General features: G+C 44.5%; 21 protein-coding genes. 8 read left to right on the forward strand and 13 right to left on the reverse strand.

All coding sequences use genetic code 11. The annotated features are described in order from the left end of the window. Nucleotides 1-2: 2 nt before the first annotated feature. The 3 genes from ICN30_RS00960 to ICN30_RS00970 all read right to left on the reverse strand — a co-directional run bounded on the left by ICN30_RS00960 (nt 3) and on the right by ICN30_RS00970 (nt 2624). Nucleotides 3-830, reverse strand: a complete 828-nt coding sequence (locus tag ICN30_RS00960; protein ID WP_216272643.1) for a hypothetical protein — start codon at nt 828-830, stop codon at nt 3-5. A gap of 48 nt (nt 831-878) precedes the next feature. Then, nucleotides 879-1784, reverse strand: a complete 906-nt coding sequence (gene ppk2 / locus ICN30_RS00965) for a polyphosphate kinase 2 (protein WP_216272644.1) — start codon at nt 1782-1784, stop codon at nt 879-881. A gap of 63 nt (nt 1785-1847) precedes the next feature. Beyond that, complete coding sequence (locus ICN30_RS00970) at nt 1848-2624, reverse strand: 1-acyl-sn-glycerol-3-phosphate acyltransferase (RefSeq protein WP_216272645.1); 777 nt, start codon at nt 2622-2624, stop codon at nt 1848-1850. Between the two features lie 88 nt (nt 2625-2712). Between ICN30_RS00970 and ICN30_RS00975 the strand changes: the two genes are divergently transcribed. Genes ICN30_RS00975 through ICN30_RS00990 form a run of 4 tightly spaced genes read left to right on the forward strand, consistent with a single transcriptional unit; the run spans nt 2713 to nt 5938 of the window. After that, nucleotides 2713-3519, forward strand: coding sequence for a UDP-2,3-diacylglucosamine diphosphatase (locus ICN30_RS00975; protein ID WP_216272794.1), 807 nt, complete (start codon nt 2713-2715; stop codon nt 3517-3519). Then, nucleotides 3516-4544, forward strand: a complete 1029-nt coding sequence (locus tag ICN30_RS00980) for a glycosyltransferase family 1 protein (protein WP_216229401.1) — start codon at nt 3516-3518, stop codon at nt 4542-4544. Before ICN30_RS00975 ends, ICN30_RS00980 begins: the two co-directional genes overlap by 4 nt. Nucleotides 4545-4552: 8 nt before the next feature. Next, nucleotides 4553-4954: a diacylglycerol kinase gene (locus ICN30_RS00985; protein ID WP_216229400.1), complete on the forward strand. Its 402-nt coding sequence runs from the start codon at nt 4553-4555 to the stop codon at nt 4952-4954. Between the two features lie 45 nt (nt 4955-4999). Next, nucleotides 5000-5938, forward strand: coding sequence for a GNAT family N-acetyltransferase (locus tag ICN30_RS00990; RefSeq protein ID WP_255533024.1), 939 nt, complete (start codon nt 5000-5002; stop codon nt 5936-5938). A gap of 32 nt (nt 5939-5970) precedes the next feature. Here ICN30_RS00990 and ICN30_RS00995 read toward each other — a convergent pair whose 3' ends face one another. The 6 genes from ICN30_RS00995 to ICN30_RS01020 form a co-directional block, all read right to left on the reverse strand. Continuing rightward, complete coding sequence (locus ICN30_RS00995) at nt 5971-7455, reverse strand: Ppx/GppA phosphatase family protein (protein WP_216272798.1); 1485 nt, start codon at nt 7453-7455, stop codon at nt 5971-5973. 180 nt (nt 7456-7635) lie between these two features. Then, nucleotides 7636-7848, reverse strand: a complete 213-nt coding sequence (locus ICN30_RS11730; RefSeq protein ID WP_083893709.1) for a GDCCVxC domain-containing (seleno)protein — start codon at nt 7846-7848, stop codon at nt 7636-7638. A gap of 65 nt (nt 7849-7913) precedes the next feature. Then, entirely contained in the window at nt 7914-8630 is a 717-nt protein-coding gene (locus ICN30_RS01005) for an MgtC/SapB family protein (RefSeq protein ID WP_216272646.1), read from the reverse strand. Between the two features lie 13 nt (nt 8631-8643). After that, the gene (locus tag ICN30_RS01010) at nt 8644-10392 is read right to left on the reverse strand and encodes an alkaline phosphatase (RefSeq protein WP_255533025.1); all 1749 of its coding nucleotides are present in this window, start codon (nt 10390-10392) and stop codon (nt 8644-8646) included. A gap of 47 nt (nt 10393-10439) precedes the next feature. Next, complete coding sequence (locus ICN30_RS01015) at nt 10440-10946, reverse strand: arsenate reductase ArsC (protein ID WP_216229396.1); 507 nt, start codon at nt 10944-10946, stop codon at nt 10440-10442. Between the two features lie 12 nt (nt 10947-10958). Further along, the gene (locus ICN30_RS01020) at nt 10959-11123 is read right to left on the reverse strand and encodes a hypothetical protein (RefSeq protein ID WP_216272648.1); all 165 of its coding nucleotides are present in this window, start codon (nt 11121-11123) and stop codon (nt 10959-10961) included. 192 nt (nt 11124-11315) lie between these two features. On the opposite strand from ICN30_RS01020, the gene ICN30_RS01025 reads away from it, so the two are divergent. The 4 genes from ICN30_RS01025 to ICN30_RS01040 all read left to right on the forward strand — a co-directional run bounded on the left by ICN30_RS01025 (nt 11316) and on the right by ICN30_RS01040 (nt 14206). After that, nucleotides 11316-12152 carry a hypothetical protein gene (locus ICN30_RS01025; protein WP_216272649.1) on the forward strand — a complete coding sequence of 279 codons (837 nt, stop codon included), beginning with the start codon at nt 11316-11318 and terminating at the stop codon, nt 12150-12152. Between the two features lie 234 nt (nt 12153-12386). Beyond that, nucleotides 12387-13397, forward strand: coding sequence for a CorA family divalent cation transporter (locus tag ICN30_RS01030; RefSeq protein WP_216272651.1), 1011 nt, complete (start codon nt 12387-12389; stop codon nt 13395-13397). A 35-nt stretch (nt 13398-13432) separates the two neighbouring features. Then, nucleotides 13433-13909, forward strand: a complete 477-nt coding sequence (locus ICN30_RS01035) for an MgtC/SapB family protein (RefSeq protein ID WP_216272654.1) — start codon at nt 13433-13435, stop codon at nt 13907-13909. Nucleotides 13910-13990: 81 nt separating this feature from the next. Next, the gene (locus ICN30_RS01040; RefSeq protein WP_015420968.1) at nt 13991-14206 is read left to right on the forward strand and encodes a hypothetical protein; all 216 of its coding nucleotides are present in this window, start codon (nt 13991-13993) and stop codon (nt 14204-14206) included. Between the two features lie 5 nt (nt 14207-14211). Here the strand turns inward: ICN30_RS01040 and phoR are convergent, their stop codons facing one another. From phoR to pstB, 4 genes are read right to left on the reverse strand one after another with little or no spacing between them, the layout of a single operon-like run. Beyond that, a complete protein-coding gene (gene phoR / locus ICN30_RS01045; protein ID WP_216272656.1) occupies nt 14212-15519 on the reverse strand; it encodes a phosphate regulon sensor histidine kinase PhoR in 1308 nt (435 codons plus the stop codon). A gap of 60 nt (nt 15520-15579) precedes the next feature. Next, nucleotides 15580-16293, reverse strand: coding sequence for a phosphate regulon transcriptional regulator PhoB (gene phoB / locus ICN30_RS01050; protein ID WP_216272658.1), 714 nt, complete (start codon nt 16291-16293; stop codon nt 15580-15582). A 21-nt stretch (nt 16294-16314) separates the two neighbouring features. Continuing rightward, nucleotides 16315-17022, reverse strand: a complete 708-nt coding sequence (phoU, locus tag ICN30_RS01055) for a phosphate signaling complex protein PhoU (protein ID WP_015420965.1) — start codon at nt 17020-17022, stop codon at nt 16315-16317. A gap of 12 nt (nt 17023-17034) precedes the next feature. Continuing rightward, the gene (gene pstB / locus ICN30_RS01060; protein WP_015420964.1) at nt 17035-17826 is read right to left on the reverse strand and encodes a phosphate ABC transporter ATP-binding protein PstB; all 792 of its coding nucleotides are present in this window, start codon (nt 17824-17826) and stop codon (nt 17035-17037) included. Between the last annotated feature and the right edge of the window lie 48 nt (nt 17827-17874).

The raw sequence follows: 17874 nt of genomic DNA on the forward strand, positions 1-17874 counted from the left end.
GCTTACTCCGGCTTTCCATAGACTAAGGCCGTTTTGGTGCTTCCAATCTCAAGCCAGCTTGATAGTTCAACCTGAAGTTTTTTAAAAAACTTATCTGCTCGCTTATGAGCCTTTGCCTGACCTCTGTTAGCATCATTAACGCGATATGAAAAAGCAAGCTCGCCAACAATCGGGTCGCCTACACTTTTCATCCAAATCGCTATCTCGCAATGTGCCTGAACACCATCGCCAAAAACTAAATTACCAATTGGCAAGCATGCTTCTAAAATTTTATTAGTGCGTCCACCAACAATTCGAAGAGGCTCCTGCTTGTTGATAGATAGAGTGCTTAAACCAGGAAAGAATTTAATAGCACTAGCAAGAGACCGATCAAATAAACTATCGATAGGCACCGCATCAAGAATAGCGTTATTCGAATAAATTGATCTTGTTGAGCCCACAGCATCACCCCTCAGAATCTCTTCCTTAAGGCGCAATCTGGATTTAATGCTTTTCTTTGGCGACGGGTCAAATCGATGGGATTGGGCAAGGTCTTGAGTCCGGCACTTTAGAGTTACCTCACACCAATCATCGACCCAGATGTTTTGTCGCGATTCACGGACGCGCAGAATAATATTGTTGCGTCGAAAATCTTCTCCAGGAGTATCGTAAAAATAGATATTACGTAGCCCTGTAGTAGCGTTATCCAGATGAAAAAACTCTACTTTACTTTTCTTGCAAAACTGAAGGATCTGATCACTTAAAGCTGTAATCCTGCTTCTTCGATCAAGACCCTGCGGCTTGATGAGAAGCTTAAATTCTCTATTGGTAATTGCTAGCTTAGATTTCATTCGGTTAACCCCTCATATTGATGAGAGGTTAACACTATCTAAGCAAGATCAGTAGATCTCAGGGACGTACATATCCTTAGGAACTGGACCCCTCAAGTAGTCTGGATTATGGACACGTGCCGGCAGAGTGATTTCCGGATGATCAATCTCTTTGTAAGGAATCTGATCAAGTAGATGAGAGATGCAGTTTAAGCGCGCCTTCTTTTTATCATTTGCAGCAACCACCCACCACGGCGCCTCAGGGATATTGGTGCGATCTAGCATGGTCTCTTTTGCCTTTGTATAAGCTTCCCAGTGACGACGTGCGTCGAGATCCATTGGGCTTAACTTCCACTGCTTCAAGGGATCATGGATACGCATCATGAAGCGGTTGTACTGCTCATCATCTGAAATTGAGAACCAGTATTTAATTAATATGATCCCAGAGCGAATGATCATGCGCTCAAACTCGGGAACCGTACGTAAGAACTCTTCGTACTCATCATCGGTACAGAATCCCATGACCTTCTCAACACCAGCTCGGTTATACCAGCTACGGTCAAAGAGAACGATTTCACCGCCTGCGGGTAAATTGGATACATAACGCTGAAAATACCACTGGGTCTTTTCACGTTCGCTAGGTGCGGTCAGCGCGACTACTTTACAAACACGGGGATTGAGTCGCTGGGTAATACGTTTGATAGCCCCGCCCTTACCCGCAGAGTCGCGGCCTTCAAACAAGACGGCCACCTTGAGTTTATTTTCAACAACCCAATCTTGGAGCTTTACTAATTCACCTTGAAGACGAAATAGCTCCTTAAAGTAAACGTTTCGCGGAATAATGGAGCTACTGCCACCGTCCTGCGACAGGCGATCATCATCGAGCTCCATTTCGAGCTCTTCATCCATGCTATCCAAGATTTCTTCTTGTGCACGCTGATACCACTCAGCCATCTCTTTGTGTTTTGATGTCATTTTTTCCTCAAACCGATACTAGCTTTGTATCCCAAGGATATGACACTTTTATTACAAATGCAGCTAAATGGTCTTTGCAATCAGCTCCTGAGCATGGGCTGCTAGCTGCTTCCTATCAAAGGATGACTCTAAGTCATGCTCGTAAGGTGGCAAAACTGTCAAAGTAGCCTGCAAATCACGCGCACTCAGAATGTTGGCCATCGACTCCAACAAGCCCATATCACCAACAAAGGCCGGGGCTTCACTTCGCTCTCCAGTGGACTTGGAAATATATTGGATCGCCAGAGGAAAAACTGGGGCCCGCGAAACAATTGCCGCCTCAAATAAATTGGGCCTGAATGGCAAAACACACTCTCCAACAGTAGAGGTGCCCTCAGGAAAGATGCAAATCGATTCGGTTTGCAAAACCTTGGCCATCTGACTAACCACCTGTCTTGCATGGCGAGAGCTATCCCGGCGAATAAATACAGTGCCAAGTTGTTTAGCCATCCACCCAAATACTGGCCACCCCTCTACTTCCGACTTAGCCACAAACCTAATGGGCTTGAACGCATTGATGACATGAATATCTATCCATGAAATATGGTTGGATGCCATTAGATAAGGAGAATCCATTAATAACTGATCTCCCTGAATGGATAGATGGATATTAAATATTTTTAAGAGACGCTTTGACCATAGTTGAATTTTTTGATCTTTCTGAGGCCTCTTGAGAAATGGAAAGACAAAAGAGAGAGTGCAAACCCCGCTAAGAACGTGTGCCCCTATTTGGAACCAAAGACATAGCCTCAAGAATTTAGAGGTCTGTTGCAAATTTATGGTCGGTGGTAATTTATTCATATAGAAACAACAATATAAATCAAGTCATCAAACTGACTTAAAAGTGTCATGATGCATACATATTGAGTAGGCTTAATGCTTAATCATGATGCATTACAGAGCTATCTGGATTTCAGATGTACACCTAGGAACATCAGGGTGTCAGGCAAACTACCTCCTCGATTTTCTAAAACACAATGAGGCAGATAAATTTTATCTGGTCGGGGACATTATCGACGGCTGGCGCCTTAAGCAATCATTTTACTGGCCTCAAGCCCACAATGACGTAGTCCAAAAGTTACTACGAAAAGCCCGAAAAGGTGCCGAGGTCATTTACATCCCTGGTAATCATGACGAAGCTGCACGTCAATACTTCGGCATGTCTTTTGGCGATATTAAAGTTCAAGAAGAGGTTATTCATACAACGCTAGATGGTAGAAAACTCTGGGTTACCCATGGTGATCTGTTCGATGGTGTGATGCAATACGCAAAGTGGCTAGCTTATGTAGGCGACTCTCTCTACTCCTTTATTTTATATATCAACCGCTATTTCAATATGCTGCGGGTCAAAATGGGCCTGCAGTATTGGTCTCTTTCGCAATACTTAAAACATCAAGTTAAAAACGCAGTAAGTTACATAGCCGATTTCGAACACATCATGGCCAGAGAAGCGCGTTTACGCGATTGTGATGGCGTGGTATGTGGTCATATCCACAAAGCTGAAATTCGTGAGATCGATGGACTCCTTTACTGCAACGATGGCGACTGGGTTGAAAGCCTTTCTGCGCTTGTTGAAACCACATCCGGTGAACTCAAAATTATTTACTGGACCTACATCAAGGGCGACCCAGTTGTAGCCCCCGAAATTACTCTCCAACCCGTTGTTGAATCTCTCATTAAAGAGGCCGCTTTATGAAAATTATGATCATTACAGACGCATGGGATCCACAAGTAAATGGAGTGGTGCGAACACTAAAACAAACTCGTGCTGAATTAATTGCAATGGGTCATGAGGTTGAGATGATCACCCCAAATGGATTCAAATCAATTCCCTGCCCTACTTACCCAGATATTGCCCTCTCCCTATTTCCAGGAAAGGAAGTAGCTCGACGCATTAAAGAATTCGCTCCAGATGCAATGCATATTGCAACGGAAGGTCCCCTAGGTTTATCAGCACGCTCCTATGCAGTGAAGAATAGACTCCCATTCTCAACCGCCTACCACACTCGCTTCCCTGAATACGTCAAGGCCCGCACAGGCATCCCGCTCGGCATCACCTATGCCTTTATCCGCTGGTTCCACGGTCCATCTATGGCAGTAATGGCGCCAACGATTGTGGTGAAGGATGACCTAGAGAAATATGGCCTATCGAATGTTGTACTGTGGTCACGTGGCGTAGATTTGGACATCTTCAAAATGCAAGACTCCAAGGCGCTCAATACAGCACACCCCATTTTTCTCTACGTTGGTCGAGTTGCAGTTGAAAAGAATATCAACGCCTTCCTAGAGATCGATCTTCCGGGCTCCAAATGGGTTGTCGGCGATGGTCCTGCCATGGCCGGCATCAAGGAACAGTATCCTGACATTAATTATCTTGGCGTCTTGCAACAACACGAATTAGCCAAGGTTTATGCGGCAGCTGATGTATTTGTATTTCCAAGTAAGACCGATACCTTTGGCTTGGTTTTACTCGAAGCGATGGCCTGCGGCACGCCAGTGGCCGCCTACCCAGTAACTGGTCCAATTGATGTCCTAGGAAGCTCGCCAGCTGGTGCAATGCATGAAGATCTCCGGGAAGCCTGCCTTCAGGCCTTGAAAATTCCTCGCGAAGTCGCTAGAGCGCATGCCGAGAAGTTCTCCTGGCGCGCAGCATCCGAGCAGTTCGCAAATCACCTTAAGCCAGTACCGTCAACAGAAGTTCACATTACAGCATTAGCCTAAGGTTTACTTTGACTACACCTTACAACATTAATCAAAATCCACACAAAGGAAATCGAGGGTTCGCTCGAGCCTGGTATGCAGCAAAAAATTCGTGGTGTGGATTTGTATACGCATTCAAAGAAGAGAGTGCATTTAGACAAGAATTGACTTTACTAGCTGTACTCTCTCCTATTGCATTTTTCTTGCCCATTAGCCCTCTTGAGAAATGCGCCCTCATCTCTTCACTAATTATGGTTTTGGTAGTTGAACTACTCAATTCCAGCGTTGAAGCAGCAATTGATCGGATCTCATTTGATCATCATGATCTCTCCAAAAGAGCTAAAGATTTTGGGTCAGCCGCTGTCATGCTCTCCCTTCTCATTGCAACTGCATTCTGGGCAACGATTTGCATACCGCTTGTCATCAATTAGTCATGCAGTGCACTTACGATCTCAAGATACACATTAAGGAAAACTATGTCTGATATTCCAAACCCATTAGGCGCATTCGATATCTTCAATTCCCGTTTTGAAGGTAAACCAAGAAAATTAAAAAAACATAAAGCCGAAGCGCTTAAGAAGTTATTTTCCAAAAAGATTGCTAAAAAGCTATTTGGCAAAAAATTTGCCTTGCGTACTCGCGCTGAATTAACAGCGATAGAGCCTGTTCAAGTCGATAAGGCAATTTCAAAACCTAAACGCCCTGCCTTTCAAATCACCTGGGCAAGTAATCCAAGTGAAATTAAAGAAGCTCAGCGCTTGCGCTACAAGGTATTTGCAGACGAGATGGGCGCAAACCTACCGGCCAATTCTGAGGGTCTCGATGTTGATGAGTTTGATGCCTATTGCGATCATCTCCTAATTCGCGATCAAGAGTCACTCAAGGTAGTAGGAACCTATCGCGTTCTCCCACCACATAAGGCTATGGAGATTGGTCGCCTGTACTCTGATTCTGAGTTTGATTTATCACGCTTAAATCACTTACGCCCAAAGATGGTTGAGCTTGGCAGATCTTGTGTACATGCCGATTACCGCTCTGGAGCAGTCATTATGGCTCTTTGGAGTGGTTTGGCACAGTATATGCAAAAGCATAATTATGAAATCATGTTGGGTTGTGCGAGCATCCCAATGGCTGATGGCGGTCACTTCGCAGCAAGCCTCTATAACTCTCTGAGCAATGAGCAAATGGCGCCAGTAGAAAATCATGCATTCCCTCGCCTACCCTTACCACTGGACCGACTAAACGGCGGTCTAGAAGTGGAGCCGCCACCTTTGATTAAGGGCTACCTCAAATTAGGCGCCAAGATTTGTAGCGCACCCGCTTGGGATCCAGACTTTAATACTGCAGACGTTTTGACAATGCTGCGTCTTTCAGAAATTAATCCACGTTACGCGAAGCATTTCTTGGGCCTGTGAGAAAGTTAGGGGGTTGAACACCCCCCAATCAATTACTTCAAACTTACTTTGTATGGCCGGCCGATACGATCCCATTCGGCGGCTTCTTTTAGTAGACTAAATTCAGTTAAGGGATGCTCTCTTGCCCAGTCTTTCGAGAGACTAACTAAGTAAGATCCGTCATGCTCAGACACTTTAACTTTAGGCAAATTAACATCACTTCTGCCTCGGCATAGGGCTTGAGCTAACCGCAAGCAAAATAGCATGCGCCAATCTTTGAAGCTGGGGTTATTGGCCAACTTTCCTAACTTTCCGGTATGTCCTATTAATAGCGCAGCCAATCTGGCTTGATCGTTCTTAGAAAATCCTGGCATATCTGCATTACCAGCAATATATGCAGAATGCTTGTGATAACCATTATGAGAAATCGAAAGGCCAATTTCGTGAAGGTTGGCAGCCCACTGAAGTAGTGCAATGTTGTCGGATCTACTTTCAGAGTCAGGCTTTGGTAGTTGAGCCAAAAATTCTGCAGCATGGTGCCCTACTCGCCTTGCCTGATCGCGATCTACAGCATAGCGTTGCATAAATTGCTCTACCGTCACAAAGCGCATGTCCTCATGTTGCGAGCGCCCTAATAAGTCATACAGGACACCAACACGTAAAGCGGCATCGGTAACCTCCATACTCTCAATACCAAGCTCATCGAAGACGGCAATCATAATCGCCAAACCGCCAGGCCAAACGGCACGTCGATCATCCTTAAGACCAAGTAACTCAACTTGGCTTATGTGCTCATATTTGAGCAGATGTTTTTTCATGGCCTTGAGGCCATCACGCGTGATTAATCCGCTGGAGCCATTAACACGACCCATAGTCAGACCTTCATCGACATGGCAATTAAAATTATTTTCAGCAATCAAATCAGCTAAGGCACGTGCTGTACCAGATGAGCCAATGACCTGCTTCCAACCGCTTTTTAAATAGGCGCCAGAAATCACCTGAATCTCACGGCGCGCAGCCAACTCGGCCTCTTTAAAGGCATGCGCATCAATATTACCTTTTGGGAAAAAGCGCAAGCTGTGGGAAACGCAACCAATGTAAAGACTTTCCATCAGCTTTGGCTCGTATCCCTTGCCAATGATCAACTCAGTCGAGCCACCGCCGATATCAACTACCAAACGATTTCCTTGGACCGATGAAACCTCATGGGCTGCCCCAATATAAATCAGTCGAGCCTCCTCTACACCGGCAATCACCTCAATGGGAAAACCTAGAGCCCCTTCAGCATCCCGGACAAAATTCGCGGCATTTTTGGCCACTCGCAATGTATTGGTAGCAACTGCTCGAACCCTAGAGGGGTCAAAACCCCTAATACGCTCCCCAAAGCGATGAAGAGCTGAGATGCCCCGCTGATAGGCGTCATTGCCCAATAGCTTGCTATCGGTCAATCCAGCCGCAAGGCGGACAGATTCGCGCAGCGTATCGATTGGACGAAGCTGAGTACCAGAAGGCGTCTTAACAACTTGGGCCACCAACATGCGAAAACTATTGGAACCTAAATCGACAGCTGCGACCAAGTCAGAGGATTGTTTTCCGGAGAAGTCTTTAAAAAGGGCCAAAATATTCCCAATAACTAAGCTAATTTATTTGAATATGTCTATTTTATGAAGATAACGTGACACATTCATGAAACCAAGCAGTAGTCTACTGGTAATTATCTAAGCCGCTAAGTTTTGCTCCGAGCTTGAGCAATCAAGACTACCAAAACTACAAAAAATACAGCAATCACCAGACTTTGGCTTAAGAATGATGCTGCAAGACGGGCAGCGATAGAGATGCTGAGAATATCCACTGGGGATTTCAAGAATCTCATGACCTTGGCAGGTAGGACAGGTAATGATGGAGTGCTGGTTTTTAGATAAAGTATTCACCTTTTGAATACTGAACTCCTAATGTTTCAGGAACAAGACAACGCGATATGAAAGGGAGAGGAATACTAGTCAGTTGTGCTTGGACTCCAGAATGCTTGACTAACGTAATCTAGACCAGCTAATTTAGCAATCAACCCATCCATTTGAAGGCCATCAACTGCTGTAGCGGTCAATACCGCCTGAATCTCGACATCATCATTACCAAACTGATGAACCTCAATATCCCGAGTTTGATATCCAGCAGCTTCTAGGGCCTCAATAAAGTACTTTAGAGCTATTTTTTGGGAATATTTTGGAGTAATGATGTAAACGGAATTTGTAACCTCAACAGACTCTGTGTCTAGAGGCTGGCTATTAATCAGGCCCACTACAGGACGAAGTAATGTATTTGCAGCTAAAACAAATAATGTAGCCAAGGCTGCCTCCAAAATCAGGTCTGCACCAGCCAGCGCACCCACCGCTCCAGAACCCCAAAGCGTGGCCGCGGTATTGATTCCGCGGACATTGCCCTCTTCGCGCATGATGACGCCGGCGCCCAAGAAACCAATGCCCGAAACAACATAGGCCATAACGTGTACGGCGCCCTCATGCCCCACCAATCTATTTGCTGCATCCACAAATATTGCGGCCCCTAAGGCGACCAGAATGTTGGTCCTTAAGCCTGCGGTACGTTGACGAAATTGGCGCTCAAGCCCAATGAACCCACCAAAAATAAAGGCAGCCGAAAGACTGACAGCCGTGTCAGCCAACGAGATCAAGTTAATATTATTTAAGAACTCCATCAAGCTAATACGCTCATTTAGATTTACTACTTCCTAGACCTAGGGTATCAACCATAACCCTAAACACCTCGGTGTTATCCATAAAGCCCCGAAACTTTTCCGAACCAGGGCCCATGGCATTAAGTACAGCGTCATCTGCGGTATGAACACCAACCGATTGGTTTGAAGGTAAATTGCCTGGCATATGGATTGCATCCTCTTGCATCTGAATGTACTTAGGATTGGCGACATACTTGCCCGCCTCATCTTTCACTGCTGGCTTAAACGTAGCATCAAGCTTAGGATGCAAGGTCTCATAGTGATCAGGATAATTTCCATAAAAGAATGCCAAACGCTTTGAGACATCAATCTGGTTCGGATAACCTTCCACGTTGGCCTTAGGGTAGTTTGGATAACCCGCCTCCGCGTACACACCAACCTTTTCCCGCAAAGGTCCTGGCTTAGCATCATGAACAACACCGCTAATGGATCCACTGTGCGTATGATCTGGGGTCACAATAATTAATGTATCAGGATGGGTTTTCGCAAAGTCTTTAGCAATTTGGACTGCATTACTCAACATGATGGTGTCAAAAGCCGCACGCTCCCAATCCAAGGGGTGATTAAACTTATCAATCAAGGCAGCCTCAACCATCAAGAAAAAACCATTTGGGTTTTTGGATAGTACATTGATGGCAGATCTTGTCATATCCGTTAGATCAGGTTGATTTGGATATTGTTCGACAGTATTTTTCTTCAAAAAGAATCGGTCTAGCGATCCATCCATATTGTCAGGATGAAAAACACCAAATAGTTTCTTGGTACTTGCGGCATTTCCAGCCTTAATTAACTCGTCTTTATCAAAGCTAATCTCATAACCATTAGCTTTAAATTGTTCGACAAGATTTTTCTCATCCTTGCGCTTTGAACCCTTATTGGACTGAGGGTAAAAATAAGCGGAGCCACCACCTAAAATGACCTCCGCCCCACTTGCCAGGAGTTGATCGGCAATATAGGATTTATCAGCCCGTCTTCGGGTGTGGGCAACTAGCGCACCAGGAGTGGCATCCTGAAGCTCAGCGTCTGAAACTATGCCAACTGACATTTTTGTTTTACGCTTGATTAATTCTGCGATTGTCTCAACCTTCGGATGAGATAAGTTATCTGAAGCCCTGGACACATAAACGCCCATTGCATTCACGGCAGTCTTGTGACCGGTTGTGTATGCACTCATTGAGTTTGCTGAATCCGTTATCAAAGAATCGGAGCCGGATGTACCGATCAAGGCAGTATTGGTCATATCGTCGAATGACAGCTTGCCTTGATATTTCCCTTCAGAGATTCCTTTTGAAAATACACGTGCTGAAGTTCGATTTGCAATAGTCATACCATCGCCAATAAATAGGATGACATTCTTAACCCTCCTCGGTCCGCTAGCATAGACATCCCAGGAAACCTGTAAGGCTTGTTGGCTAGATTTTGCAGTCAGGATGTATTTTCCAGCCTGATTTAATTGAACATCACGATAAATTAAGGAGCTACCCTTTCCCGATTCATTAGAAATGAAAGTGGGCTGCTGTTTAACAAGCTTAGAAATTGGAGCCCCATTCAGCTGGATTTCTAACTCTTCCGGCGTAGCTGCTCCATCGAACTCAATTTTGATATCAAATTGGGATCCCAGCAAAATTGCGGCATTATCAATCGGATAAAGTGCTGCTGCACTCGCCACACCTAATTGCAACGAGAATATTAATAAGGCAACTAAGCGAGATAAATTAAACATGTCCATTGGGAGGTAAGAAGATTAAGGAATGCTTCGATGTAATTTTGCTATTTTGCAAACTTAATGCGGTGATGAATACTTTGGAGTCGCTCTTTGATCTCAAATCGATCAAGCTTGTCTATAGGCAAGTCCATTAGCAACTCAATTCGATTACGCAAACCCATTTCTACCTGCTTAAAAGCATGGAGCATCGCTTCATCACCAGTCTCAACTGCGGCAGGGTCTGGAAAGCCCCAATGTGCAGTTGATGGGCGCCCTGGCCAATATGGACAGTCCTCCCCTACTGCGGAGTCGCACAGAGTAATAACAAAGTTCATCTTGGGCGCACCTTCACGTCCAAACTCATCCCAACTTTTACTTCTCAAAATCTCTAACGGGTAACCCATTGGCTTAATTAACTCGATTGCTATGGGATGCACTACACCAACTGGTTTTGCCCCGGCAGAATAACCAATAAAGCGGCCGTGACTGAGTGTCGTAGCTAAAGCCTCGGCCATAATCGATCTTGCGGAGTTGCCAGAACAAAGAAATAGAATATTTTGTGCGTGACTCATATCTACCAACACTTAGATCAACTCATCCAATTGCAATGCGTATCTTTTATCCACTAAAAATACGTTTGTACGAGATTCCACCTTAAAAGCCTTTTGCTCTAGTAGACCCTCTTTAGGATTGGTATCCTCTAAGCCCAATTTCGCCTCATGCGAACGAAATATCGTTGCTAAATTCATATTTGTCCTGTAGTCCATGGCTCTCAGCCTTTGTATAGAAAAAAATGATGATGATCCATCATAGGAGTCGAATATTTCAATTTGATTAATAAGGGCAAGAATCACGCCCTTCCATCAATAAATAGGATTATTTCTTCAAGATGTAACAAAGAAAGATTATTTTGAGAGCTTTAGAAATTCAGCCGTCAATTGATGCGATTCGCCGCTTTCCTGTTAATTTTCATTTCCCTCTCCGGGAATGCTTTTGAACCTCTGAATACAGATGATGCGGGGACTGTTGCCGAGGGATTGAATCAAATTGAGCAGTATTTTTTCAAAACTGCAGCGCATGGTGGTGGCACCGCCTCAACAGTCGACATCATTACACCGGGAGAGGAGTACTTTGGCGGAGGAGGAGCAAAGGCCTTCCCCCTCACATATACAAGGGGTTTGAGTAAAAACGTTGAGGCTTCTATCGGGGCGACTTATTTCTCAATTCCCCGAGGAAATTACTCGCCGATCTCAAATAAGGTCTTTGCTGTGAAATGGCGGTTTTTAGAGGCTAAAGATGGGCAATGGGCGCTTGCAATTAAGCCCAGCTTCACCCTACCCGGATCAACCCAACAGCAAGTTCATGGCTTGGACCTAGCTTTACCAAGCTATGGCCTTAATCTCATTAACTCTCACTACTGGGATGCACTTGAAATACATCTCAATGCTTCATATATGAAATCACCCTACAACACGAATTACGCAGTTGGCACGGGCCCACCAACCAATAGAACCAATATTCTCTTTTTTTCTATGGCGCCAGTCTGGCGCGCATCGCAAAATATCCGACTTGCACTGGATACCGGTATCACTACCAACCCACCCAGCACGGAGCAATACCTGACAAGCTATGCTTTGCTGGCAGCAATTATTTCCGTGTCCGATGAGCTCGACATCGGCTTGTCGTATATGCGCAGTGCTGCCAATATGGGGATAGTCATTAGCAACTCGGGAGTTAGCGCTTCCCGCTCTGAAATTGGATTTACCTGGAGATATTAACTACCCAAACGGTGACCTACATAACGATTTCTATATGACACTCTAATATCGCGCCAAATAATAAAAACTTTAATTAGGAATTTTTTCATAGTAATTAGACCTCAAATTGTTATCGCTTCATTAGCGATTGGACCAACTCTAAGGATTTATTAAGTCAGCATCATGTCAGCATTAAAACGAAATAGACAAACATCATCCTTACAATCAGCATACTCAGATAAAAGCCTTCATTTAATGACTCCATCTCCAATCCAACCCTTTCCCATTAATGGCGTTGTTTTTGCTTGGGCCATGACATCCTCCGCGAAAAATCATGAGATCCCCCTATTCGATATTGCCGATGCTCTGAATGATCCAGAGTTATCCGTTTGGCTACACCTCAACTTAGCGAACTCGCAGGTGCAGCGCTGGTTGAAAAATACACCCCTCATACCAGATCGCGTTGTGGAAATGATTGATGAGGGCGTTACTCGCAGTCGACTGGAGCGCATTGAAAAACTGGATGACTGCCTACTGATGGTGATGAATGACTTTCATCAAGAATTCGGCGATAAAGAAGGTGATTCAAATCTTGGCACTTTATGGGCCATTCTCACTCCTCGTTTAATGATCTCACTCAGAAATAATCCCCTGAGAACAACCGATCGATTGCGCTCCGACCTTAGAGATGGGCTATTAAATCCCTGCTCTGCAATTGAGCTCTTTCATGAGTTGATTGATTTACGTGCGGAGTATCTTAGAACATTATTAATGCGCCTGTCTGAAACGATGGATGATCTAGAGGAAATATTGCTGAAGGGAAAAGAATTGCCAGAGCACGAATATCTTGGCAGAGTTCGTATTCAATGTAGCCGCCTACGTCGCCAGTTCTCACCAGAGTTGATCGCATTAAATCGCCTACAAAAACGCTTGCCCTACTGGTTTTCCGATGAAGACAAATATCGCCTTAACGATGATTTGGACTTACTGTCTTATCTAGTTCAGGAGATTTCTAACCTATATGATCGGGCCAAAGTATTACAGGATGAACAAGCTGCTCATGTCGCTGAATTTAATGCTAGAAACCTGCAGGTTCTCTCTGTAATGACCGTAATCTTTCTCCCAATGACTCTCATTACTGGAATTATGGGTATGAATATGGAAGACTTGCCTGGCATTAAAGAATCCTTTTATATTGTGATGGTGTTGATGGCCATGGCTGGTGCTGCCGTTTATCTTTCCCTCAAAATGAGAAAAATTATCTAACTGTTTTATTGAAAAGACGTCCATACTGGAAATATATGGAATATCTAAATCTTTATGGGGAAATGGCTTTACGTCTCTCCTTGGCTCTATTTGCTGGAATTGTCCTAGGCTTAAACCGTTGGGTACACCACAAATCCGCAGGCATTAGAACCCACTCTCTGGTAGCTATCGGCTCAGCTACGGCGGTTATGTCAATTGGATACTTTGGAAAAACCGATACCCAGGCATTAAGTCATGTTTTGCAAGGGCTGATTACGGGTCTTGGGTTTCTTGGAGCCGGCGTCATCATCCGGGAAAGCAGCACTCAAAAGGTTCATGGATTGACTACCTCTGCCAGCATATGGTCCTGCGCACTGATTGCTGCTGCATTTGGCGCAGGCGAACTGATGCTGGGCATTATGGCCTTGTGCGCCATACTCATCACCCTCATTATTGGAGGGCCGCTAGAACGACTTCTTGGCAGAATTACAGGGCTTAAACGAAGTTCAGAGATTTCGGGTGATCCGGACTAGTAAACCAGTCCTCTAAAAAGACATTTTTGTCATATTACTTTGCTAGCATTGGTGCGTTCTTATTAACTTATTTGGAAATCCATGAGCGCATATAAATATGAAGATGCTGTTAAACAGCTTCAGGAGTCAGGTGCCATTGGCTTACAAGACTTTAAAAATTTGTCCTACGAAGATCTGCATGAACTCCTTGAAGAGATCAAGGTGTGGTGTCTTTATGCAAACGGTAAGCTAGATAAGCTTCCCAAAGAATCCAAAAAGAAAAAAGGTAAAGACAAGAAAAAAGATAAGAAGGATTAATTCCCTTAACTATCTAGTCGTGCAATTCTCTCTTTAGGGAAGCGCAGTGTAAAAGCACTTCCCTTACCAGGGGTGCTTTCAATAATTAATTGGGCTTGATGTCGATTGGCAATATGCTTAACAATCGCAAGCCCTAGGCCGGTACCTCCCGTGTCACGAGACCGGCTTCGATCCACTCGATAAAAACGCTCAGTTAAACGTGACAAATGCTCGGAAGCAATTCCTGGACCCGTATCCGTTACAGAGAACTCCCCCTCACCCTGTGCATTGATGCGCCAGTTTGCGCTAATTGAGGCAATGTCGGGCGTATAACGAATAGCATTGGAAACCAGATTACCAAATGCAGAGAGAATTTCCCGCTCTTCACCCATTAGATTATCGGCACTAGAAATATCAAAGTTAAATGCGTGGCGACCTTGGGATAAAGCCTCCGCATCATTTTTTAGCAATGCCATTAAGGTTGGGATTTGGATGAGCTGCATTGGGGCTGGCAAAGTATTTGCCTCAAGATTAGCCAAGGTTAACAAGTCCTCTACCAGGCTTTTCATCCTTTGAGCTTGTGACATCATCATTTCAAAATACTGATGCTGCTGAGCCTTACCCAAATCCAATGACTGCATCGTCTCTAAAAAACCCATCAATACCGTGATTGGTGTACGCATCTCATGGGAGACATTAGCCACAAAATCACGACGCATTGCGTCCGCCTTCTGCAAATCCGTAACATCCTGCACCAATAAAAGATGCCTCTTATCGCCGAAAGGAAAAGCCTGCAACATTAAACTCAAATTTGCCTTGGGGCCCATACGCTCGAGCAATAGTGGCTCTTCAAATTGGCGCCTGTATAGATACTGAACAAATTCTGGTCGACGTATTAAGAAGTTGACCCTTTGCATTACGTCCCGCTTAAAGTTGAGTCCAAAAAAACGTTCAGAAATAGCGTTGCACCACTCGATTTGATCTTGATCATCCAGCATCAGGATGCCATTAGGCGATGCCTGAAAAGCCTCAATAAATCGATTGTGTTGCTTTTCAATAGATCGAATTTGTTGCTTTAAACCCCTTACCAACCTTTGAATGCGAAAAAAAATCTCTTCCCAGTAGCCGCTTGGCAAAGACATCCTTTCTAGGGCGTCCCTTAAGGTGTATTTACGTAGGCGAGCAAGATTAATGTATGAATACATCAGTGGAATAGCAAGAACAGCGATTCCAGCGGCAATGCCAAAAAATGGACCAAAATTCGATAAAGCCATTAATCCAGCAAAAAATGCCAAAATAATGAGCAGCGCAAAACGGGTAATTACGGAGAGCATTAGGCAATCTTAGAACATCTGAGCCAAGTACTTAAAAAACCTTAGCCAGATAGGGTGAAGTTAGGTCTGAGTCGGCAGCTTTGTAATGCGATAACCACTTCCGCGGACTGTTTCTATATAGCGGTCGCAGTCAGTAGGCGCTAAAGCAGCTCGCAAGCGCTTGATGTGAACATCAACGGTGCGCTCTTCTATGTAAACCTCATTGCCCCAAACTTTATCCAGCAAGTTGGCCCGTGAATGAACCCTCTCAGGATTTGCCATCATAAATTGCAGCAGCCTGTATTCTGTTGGGCCTAGAGATATAGGCTGAGGATCCAGATTTGGCCAAACGGCAGTAATGCGGTGGGAGACAGGGTCAAGTCTTAAGGGTCCAACTGAAAGTGGCCCCGTATCCTCGATTGGGGTTTGGCGGCGTAAAAGCGCCTTGACCCTGGCAACCAATTCCTTGGGGGAAAATGGCTTGGTTACATAGTCGTCAGCCCCAGAATCTAGACCTAAAACCTTATCCGACTCTTCGCTCTTTGCGGTCAACATCAAAATTGGGAGCGATCGAGTACGTTCATTTGCCCTTAACTCCTTGGCAAATTGAACGCCTGATTTACCCGGCAACATCCAATCCAAGATTAATAAGCTAGGCAGTTGATCGCGCATCACATTGAGGGCTACATCCGTCTGCAATGCTTTTTCAACCTCATATCCAGCATGAGTCAGGTTGATCGCAATTAACTCAGCAATCGAAGGCTCATCCTCAACAATCAATATTCGGTGAGTCATCAGAGATTCTGCCTTGATTTATTAAGGTTTATTAGCCTCGCGAACCAAATCCTCATGAGGAATATGGCGCACATCAGAGCCTTTAGCAATATAAATCACGAACTCCGCAATATTCTTTGCATGATCACCAATACGCTCAATTGCTTTAGCAATCGTGAGCATATCGAGTCCTGTTGAAATCGTATGTGGATCTTCCATCATGTAGGAAATCAGCTTACGTACAAAGCCCCTAAACTCTTCATCGATCTGACGGTCTTCTTGAACCACTTCAGCAGCTGCGCTTGTATCTAAACGCGCAAACGCATCCAAACTGCGGCGCAATAATGAAATAGCCATCTGACCAGACAAACGAATTTCGGCAACATTAATGTTATGGGTTGCACCGGATTCGATTAAACGCTTAGTACGCTTAGCAACGCGCTCAGCCTCATCGCCCGCACGCTCTAAATTGGTGATTGCCTTAGACACAGCCATTACCAAACGCAAGTCACGAGCCGTTGGTTGGCGACGCGCAATCAATTCGGTACAGGCCAAGTCAATCTGAATTTCTAGATCATTTACCGTTTTCTCATTAGCGATAACAACGTTACAGGTATCGATATCCATCTGGGTGAAGGCACGCATAGCAGTTGAAATCTGGGATTCAACTAAGCCGCCCATTTCTAACAAACGACTAGAGAGGGAATTTAGATCTGCATCAAATTGTGATGATAGGTGTTTATCTGGCATTTATTTCTCCAATTAACCAAAACGGCCGGTAATGTAATCTTCTGTTTCTTTACGCTTGGGCTTGATAAAGATTTCGTCCGTCTTGCCATACTCAATCAAACTCCCCAAGTACATATATGCAGTGTAATCGGAGACACGAGCTGCTTGCTGCATGTTGTGCGTAACGATCGCAATCGTATATTCATGCTTAAGTTCGTTAATCAACTCCTCAATCTTGCCTGTAGATATTGGATCCAATGCTGAGGTTGGCTCATCAAGCAAAATAACGGATGGCTTTACAGCTACCCCACGAGCAATACACAGTCGCTGTTGCTGACCGCCAGAGAGCGATAGTCCACTTTGATTAAGTTTGTCTTTTGCTTCATTCCAAAGAGCCGCCTTATTGAGAGCCCATTCAACGCGCTCATCCATCTCAGATCGAGACAGTTTTTCGTATAAACGCACGCCAAATGCAATGTTCTCATAAATAGACATTGGGAATGGGGTTGGCTTCTGGAAAACCATACCGATTCGTGAGCGCAATAAGTTCAGATCCTGACCAGACTCTAAAATATTTTGGCCGTAGAAATTTATCTCACCTTCTGCGCGCTGACCAGGATAAAGGTCATACATGCGATTTAGAGTTCTCAGAAGAGTAGATTTTCCACATCCAGATGGGCCAATAAAAGCGGTTACTTTACCCTCTTCAATATCTAAATTAATATTTTTAAGACCCTGGAAGGCTCCGTAGAAAAAATTGAGGTTGCGTACCTCAATAGCATTTTTTACTTCTTTAGCGGTTTGGATATTAGTGTTGTCGTTCATTCTGATTCCTTGACTATCGATTGTATTTAAGTCAAACATTGTTTTCAT

The organism is Polynucleobacter sp. 31A-FELB (genome assembly GCF_018882405.1).
Classification (GTDB): Bacteria; Pseudomonadota; Gammaproteobacteria; order Burkholderiales; family Burkholderiaceae; genus Polynucleobacter.